General features: G+C 72.3%; 7 protein-coding genes. All 7 read left to right on the top strand.

From position 1 onward, the window contains the following. The first annotated feature begins 40 nt into the window (after positions 1-40). The 7 genes from ABZW03_RS10280 to ABZW03_RS10250 all read left to right on the top strand — a co-directional run bounded on the left by ABZW03_RS10280 (position 41) and on the right by ABZW03_RS10250 (position 6184). Positions 41-907: a glutamate ABC transporter substrate-binding protein gene (locus ABZW03_RS10280; RefSeq protein WP_355254604.1), complete on the top strand. Its 867-nt coding sequence runs from the start codon at positions 41-43 to the stop codon at positions 905-907. Between the two features lie 12 nt (positions 908-919). Then, the gene (locus ABZW03_RS10275; RefSeq protein ID WP_355254598.1) at positions 920-1564 is read left to right on the top strand and encodes an amino acid ABC transporter permease; all 645 of its coding nucleotides are present in this window, start codon (positions 920-922) and stop codon (positions 1562-1564) included. Beyond that, positions 1561-2427 (top strand): amino acid ABC transporter permease, encoded by an 867-nt coding sequence (locus ABZW03_RS10270; protein WP_355254596.1) that lies wholly within the window; start codon positions 1561-1563, stop codon positions 2425-2427. Before ABZW03_RS10275 ends, ABZW03_RS10270 begins: the two co-directional genes overlap by 4 nt. Positions 2428-2623: 196 nt before the next feature. Then, positions 2624-3529: a LysR family transcriptional regulator gene (locus ABZW03_RS10265; protein WP_355254602.1), complete on the top strand. Its 906-nt coding sequence runs from the start codon at positions 2624-2626 to the stop codon at positions 3527-3529. Positions 3530-3630: 101 nt separating this feature from the next. After that, on the top strand, positions 3631-4212 hold the full coding sequence (locus tag ABZW03_RS10260; protein ID WP_355254594.1) for a cysteine dioxygenase family protein: 582 nt from the start codon (positions 3631-3633) through the stop codon (positions 4210-4212). Between the two features lie 58 nt (positions 4213-4270). Next, positions 4271-5371 carry a putative sulfate exporter family transporter gene (locus ABZW03_RS10255; RefSeq protein ID WP_355254600.1) on the top strand — a complete coding sequence of 367 codons (1101 nt, stop codon included), beginning with the start codon at positions 4271-4273 and terminating at the stop codon, positions 5369-5371. 102 nt (positions 5372-5473) lie between these two features. Beyond that, positions 5474-6184 (top strand): spermidine synthase, encoded by a 711-nt coding sequence (locus tag ABZW03_RS10250; protein ID WP_355254592.1) that lies wholly within the window; start codon positions 5474-5476, stop codon positions 6182-6184. The last annotated feature ends 22 nt before the right edge of the window (positions 6185-6206 follow it).

Genomic DNA, 6206 nt, shown 5'->3' with positions numbered 1-6206 from the left:
GACAGCTCGATCGAGCGCGACCGCCGTTGGATCATCGACCGTGCGGAGCAGGCGCGCGAGTACTCAATGCGGCAAGCCCGGCACCCCGCCGCCCAAGGGCCCGCAGCCCAGCGCCCTGCCCACCTACCAGGTGCAGGACGCCTCCGCGATCACCGGCTCGCCGACCCTGGACGGCGCCCGCAGCCGGGGCCACCTGGTGGTCGGGGCCAAGGAGGACCAGCCGTACCTGGGCCAGAAGAACCCGGCCACCGGCGAGTACTCCGGCTTCGACATCGAGATCGCCAGGATGGTCGGCGCCTCGCTGGGCTTCCCGCCGGACCGGATCCAGTTCAGGACCATCGCCTCGGCCAACCGCGAGACCGCCCTGCAGAACGGCCAGGTGGACTACTACGTCGGCACCTACACCATCAACGACAACCGGAAGAAGCTGGTCGGCTTCGCCGGCCCGTACTTCGTCGGCGGGCAGTCGCTGCTGGTGCGCAAGAACAACGACACCATCCACGGCCCGGAGGACCTGAACGGGAAGAAGGTCTGCTCGGCGGCCGGATCGACGCCGTACCAGCGCATCCAGTCGAAGTACCCGAAGGCCAAATTGATCGGCTACGACACCTACTCGGCCTGCGTGGACAACCTGATCACCGGCCAGGTCGACGCGGTGACCACGGACAACGCGATCCTGCTCGGCTTCGCGGCCAAGGCGCCGGACGAGCTCAAGGTGGTCGGCCCGCTGTTCTCGACCGAGCCCTACGGCGTCGGGGTGCCGAAGAACGACACCGTGCTGCGCGGCGCGATCAACGACGCGCTGGAGCAGCACATGCGGAACGGTGACTGGCAGAGGGCCTTCGAGGCGACCCTCGGCCTCTCCGGGGAGCCGGCGCCCACCCCGCCGAAGATCGACCGGTACTGAGAGGGCCGCGCCGTGAAAACGCTGACCGACAACTGGTCGACCTACTGGGACGGGTTCCTCGGCACGCTCTCGCTGTTCGCGGTGAGCGCCGTGCTGTCGCTGGTGCTGGGCGTGCTGATCGCGGGCTTCCGGGTCTCCCCGGTGAGGCCGCTGCGGGTGTTCGGGACGCTCTGGGTGACGGTGCTGCGCAACACGCCGCTGACCCTGCTGTTCTTCATCGTGGTGCTGGGCCTGCCCCGGTTCGACATCACCCTGCCCTTCTACACCTTCGCGGTGCTCGCGCTGGGCTGCTACACCTCGGCCTTCGTCTGCGAGTCGATGCGCTCGGGCATCAACACGGTGCCGAGCGGGCAGGGCGAGGCGGCCCGCAGCCTCGGCATGAGCTTCGGACAGACGATGGGCCTGGTGGTGCTGCCGCAGGCGTACCGCTCGGTGGTGGCGCCGCTCGGCAGTGTGATGATCGCGCTGGCGAAGAACACGGCGATCGCCGGATCGTTCAGCGTCACCGAACTGCTGGGCACCTACCGGACCATCAACGAACTGGGCTACAGCATCATCTGGACCTTCGTCTGGATCGCCGTCGGCTACCTGATCATCACCCTGGCCATCAGCGCCGTCTTCAACCTGCTGGAACGACGAGTGGCGGTGTCCCGATGACCGTGGAATCCTCGGCGCTGTACGACATCCCCGGCCCGAAGGCGCTCGCCCGGCACCGGCTGTACGGCGGGATCGCGCTGCTGCTGATCGCGGCGCTGATCGGCTGGGTGGTCTACATGCTGTTCCACACCCACCAGTTCACGTACGCCAAGTGGCAGCCGTTCGAGTACCGGGGCGTTCAGGACCTGCTGCTGCGCGGGCTCGGCAACACCCTGAAGGCGTTCGGCTGGGCGGTGCTGTTCGCGCTGCCCTTCGGCGCGCTGTTCGCGGCCGGGCGGCTCTCCGACCACCGGGTGGTGCGCTGGCTCGCCACGCTGGTGGTGGAGTTCTTCCGGGCCATGCCGGTGCTGGTGATGATCTTCTTCATCTTCGTCGCGCTCAAGGTGCAGCCGCTCTGGGCGCTGGTGGCCGGGCTGGTGTTCTACAACGGCTCGGTGCTGGCCGAGGTGTTCCGGGCCGGTGTGCTCGCGGTGCCCAAGGGGCAGCGGGAGGCGGCGTACGCGCTGGGCATGCGCAAGACCCAGGTGATGACGTACGTCCTGGTTCCGCAGGCCTGCCGGGCGATGCTGCCGGCCATCATCAGCCAGCTGGTGGTCGCGCTCAAGGACACCTCGCTGGGCTTCCTGATCACCTACGAGGAGTTCCTGCACGCGGGCAAGCTGATCGCCACCAACCTGGACTACGACCTGCCGTTCATCCCGGTGGTGATGGTGATCGCGCCGATCTACATCGGCATGTGTCTGCTGCTCTCCTGGCTCGCCCGCTTCGTGGAGCGGCGCAGCCGGCGGAGCCCGAGCGCACGCGGCGGGGCGCCGGTGGTCAAGGCCGGGGTCTCGATGGGGCTGCCGCCGTCGGTGCAGTAGGTCGGCGTAGTAGGTCGGTGCAGTAGGTCGGCGCGGTAGGTCGGCGCAGTGGCGAGAAGGTTGGTTCGAGGCTGAACCATAGGTGCGGGTGGGGTTGGGGTCGGTACCCCCAAATTCCTCTTATGATTCTCGGACGCCCGGGCGAGGCCGAAACGGAGCCCTCGCGGGTGGACGGGTGGGAGGGATCATGGAACCGGTGTTCGACTCGCGGCACATCAGGACCTTCCACGAGGTCGTCCGGGCCGGCTCCTACTCGGCCGCCGCCCGCGAACTCGGCTACACCCAGCCCGCCATCACCCAGCAGATGAAGGCGCTCGAACGCACCGTCGGCGTCCCGCTCTTCACCCGGGCGGGGCGCGGACTGCGGCTCACCGAAGCGGGCGAGGCGCTCTCCCGGCACGCCGAGCTGATCCTCGGCAGCATGTCCGCCGCCCAGCAGCAGCTCGCCGCGCTCGCCCGGCTGCGCGCCGGGCGGGTGCGGGTCTGCGCCTTCCCCAGCGCCAACGCCACCCTGATACCCCAGGCGATGGCCCGGCTGCTGGCCGAGCACCCCGGCGTGCGGGTCGAGCTGCTGGAGGCCGAGCCGCCGGACTCCGTCCAGCGGCTGCTGCGCGGGGAGTGCGACATCGCGCTGGCCTTCCGCTACCCGGGCGGGGCCACCGAGGTGCCGGAGGGCCTGGACGAGATCCCGCTGATGGAGGACCTGCTCACGGTGCTGCTGCCGGTCGGGCACCCGCTCGGCCGCCGGCACGCCGTCCGGCTGGCCGACCTCGGCGGCGAACGCTGGATCGCCGGCTGTCCGCGCTGCCGGGCCAACCTGCTGCACGTCTGCGCGGAGGAGGGCTTCGCGCCGGACATCGTGTTCTCCACGGACGACAACCTCGCGGTGCAGTCGCTCGTCGCCGCCGGGGTCGGGATCGCGCTGATGCCGGCGCTGGTGCTCTCCTTCATGTGCCACCGCAAGGTCACCGGGCGGGCCGCCGAACCGCACCTGCGGCGCCAGGTGAGCGCGTACGTGCTGCGCGAGCACCGCCGGATCCCGGCCACCGGGCTGGTGCTGGACCACCTGCGGCAGGCGGCGGCGAGCCGGGTCGGCTGCTGAGCCACCGGCGTCCTCCGGCCGCTGACGTATAAGCGTTGGTGGGGAGGTCGCTTACGAACCCTCCTTGGACGTGATAGGTCGGCGGGTTCGAACCTGATGGCATGACACCCTCAGCCACGGTCGGCAGTGACCGGCTCACCGAGCGGATGACCGCGCTGATCAGTGAGATCCGCGCCGTCGTGGACCGCGGGCTCCCGCCGGAGCTCACCGCCTACCTGGTCGGCGAGCGCCTCGCCCCGCACCTGCACGCCGACCCGGACGGGCCCGACGCGCTGCTCGCCCCCGCCCACCGCGAGGGCGACCCGCAGCGCTACCGCCAGCACGTGCTGCACGCCGAGGAGGACGGCAGCTTCTCCGTCGTCGCCCTGGTCTGGCTGCCCGGACAGCAGACCCCGATCCACGACCACGTCTCCTGGTGCGTGGCCGGCGTCCATCAGGGACAGGAGAGCGAGACCCGCTACCGGCTGGTCTCCGACGGGCGCACCTCCCGGCTGGTCGAGACCGAGCACGTGGCCGGCCCGGCCGGCACCGTGGCCGCCTTCGCCCCGCCCGGCGACATCCACCTGGTGCGCAACTCCTGTAGCAGTACGGCGATCTCCATCCACGTCTACGGCGCGGACGTCTCGCGCCTCGGCACCAGCATCCGGCGGGTCTACCGGCTGCCCGCCGACCAGCAGCAGTGAGCGCGGCGTGGCACTGACCCTCCGGCACCGCGCCGCCCGTACCCGCTCGCTGCCCCCGATGCGCGGGGACGCCCCCGGGCTGCTGCTCGCCGCCCTCGGGGTGGCCGCCGCGCTGGGGGTCCACGCGCTGGTGCCGGCCGTGCCCGAGCTCACCGCCGCCGTCGTGCTCGGCATGGTGGCGGCCCACCTGCCCGGGCTGCGCCCGGTGGTCCGCGGGATCGCCCGGCCGGGGCTGTCGACGGCCGGGAAGCGGCTGATGCGGCTCGGGATCGTGCTGCTGGGGCTCAAGCTCAGCCTGGACGACGTGCTCGGCCTCGGCTGGGCCACCGTCGCCATGGTGCTCGCGGTGGTCGGGGCGACCTTCGCGGGCACGCTCTGGCTGGGCCGGCGGCTCGGCCTGCCCGGGGACCAGCCGCTGCTGGTCGCCACGGGCTACTCGATCTGCGGTGCCTCGGCGATCGGCGCGGTCAGCCAGGCGGCGGGCAGCGAGGAGGAGGACGTCGCGGCCTCGGTGGCGCTGGTCACCCTGTGCGGGACGCTGGCGATCGCCGTGCTGCCGCTGCTCCAGCACCCGCTCGGGCTCGGCGAGACGGAGTTCGGGCGCTGGGTCGGGGCGAGCGTGCACGACGTCGGGCAGGTGGTCGCCACGGCGCAGACCGGCGGGGCCGGGGCGCTGCGGGAGGCGGTGCTGGTCAAGCTGATGCGGGTGGTGCTGCTGGCGCCGCTGGTCGCGGGGGTGGCCGTGGTGGCGCGGCGGAACCTGCGGGCGGCGCGGGTGGGGGCTTCGGTGTCGTCCTCGGCGCCCTCGGCGTCGTCTGCGTCGTCCGCGTCGGCGGCGGGCGGGGCGGGCGCGACGTCGGGTGGTGCGGCTGGTGGGACGTCGGGGAAGGCCGGGAGCCGTCCGCCGATCGTGCCGCTGTTCGTGGCGGGCTTCCTCGCGATGATCGTCCTGCGGACCACCGGGGTGCTGCCCGAGCGGGCGCTGGACCTGGCCGCGGACGCCCAGGGGCTGCTGCTGGCCGCCGCCTTGTTCGGGCTCGGCAGCGCGGTGCACCTGCCGACCATGGCCCGCACCGGTGGGCGGATCGCCCTGCTCGGGCTCGGGTCCTGGGTGGTCGTCGCGGGCGTCTCGTACGCGGGGGTGCTGGTCACGACCTGACGGACCGGGATACGGACTCGGCTATTGTCGGGCGGGTGCCCGCCCCCGCCCGTACCGGGGTGGCCCCGCAGCCGAGTTCGCCCGATGTCGCCAGGAGGACGGATGACCACCGCACTGCCCGAACGCGACGGCCAGGAGGCCGCCCTCACGCTCGACCGACGGGAGGGCCCGTACGGAGAGGTGGTGCTCCGGCAGCGCGGTCGGGACTTCGAGATCATCGCCAACGGCTGCTTCCTGATGGACACCGCCGACGGGCGTTCGGAGCGGCTGCTGATCCAGGCGGCGCTGGACGAGCTGGACCGTACGGGCGGCCCGGTCGAGCGGCCGTCGGTGCTGATCGGGGGCCTCGGGGTCGGCTTCTCGCTGGCGTACGCGGCGGCCGAGCCGCGCTGGGGGCGGATCGCCGTCGTCGAGCGGGAGACCGCGATCATCGACTGGCACCGGACCGGCCCGCTCGGCGCCTTCTCGGGCGGTGCGCTGGACGACGGGCGGGTGGAGGTGCTCCACACCGACCTGCTGGAGTACCTCGCGGCGGCGGGCGGCGAGCGCTACGACGCGCTGTGCCTGGACATCGACAACGGGCCGGACTGGACCGTCACCGAGTCCAACGACGGGCTGTACGGCGCGGACGGGCTCGCGGTCCTGTGGCGGCGGTTGCGGGAGGGCGGGGTGCTGGCCGTGTGGAGCGCACAGCCTTCGCCAGCCTTCGAGGAGGCGCTGCGGGCGGCGGGGTTCTCGGACGTGGTGACGCACGAGATCCCGGTGGCCCGGGGGGTGCCGGACGTGGTGCACCTGGCCCGGCGGGCGGGCTGAGGGCGGACCCGGATCGGTCCGG

This window comes from Kitasatospora sp. NPDC004799 (genome assembly GCF_040609095.1).
In the GTDB taxonomy this organism is placed as follows: domain Bacteria; phylum Actinomycetota; class Actinomycetes; order Streptomycetales; family Streptomycetaceae; genus Kitasatospora.
Note: the sequence above shows the minus strand (reverse complement) of the source record. Positions and strands in the feature narration are given on the sequence as shown.

Coding starts and splice junctions, on each gene's coding strand:
- ABZW03_RS10260 (WP_355254594.1), top strand. CDS start 3,631: ATGACACCCTCAGCCACGGTCGGCAGTGACCGGCTCACCGAGCGGATG.
- ABZW03_RS10255 (WP_355254600.1), top strand. CDS start 4,271: ATGCGCGGGGACGCCCCCGGGCTGCTGCTCGCCGCCCTCGGGGTGGCC.
- ABZW03_RS10250 (WP_355254592.1), top strand. CDS start 5,474: ATGACCACCGCACTGCCCGAACGCGACGGCCAGGAGGCCGCCCTCACG.
- ABZW03_RS10270 (WP_355254596.1), top strand. CDS start 1,561: ATGACCGTGGAATCCTCGGCGCTGTACGACATCCCCGGCCCGAAGGCG.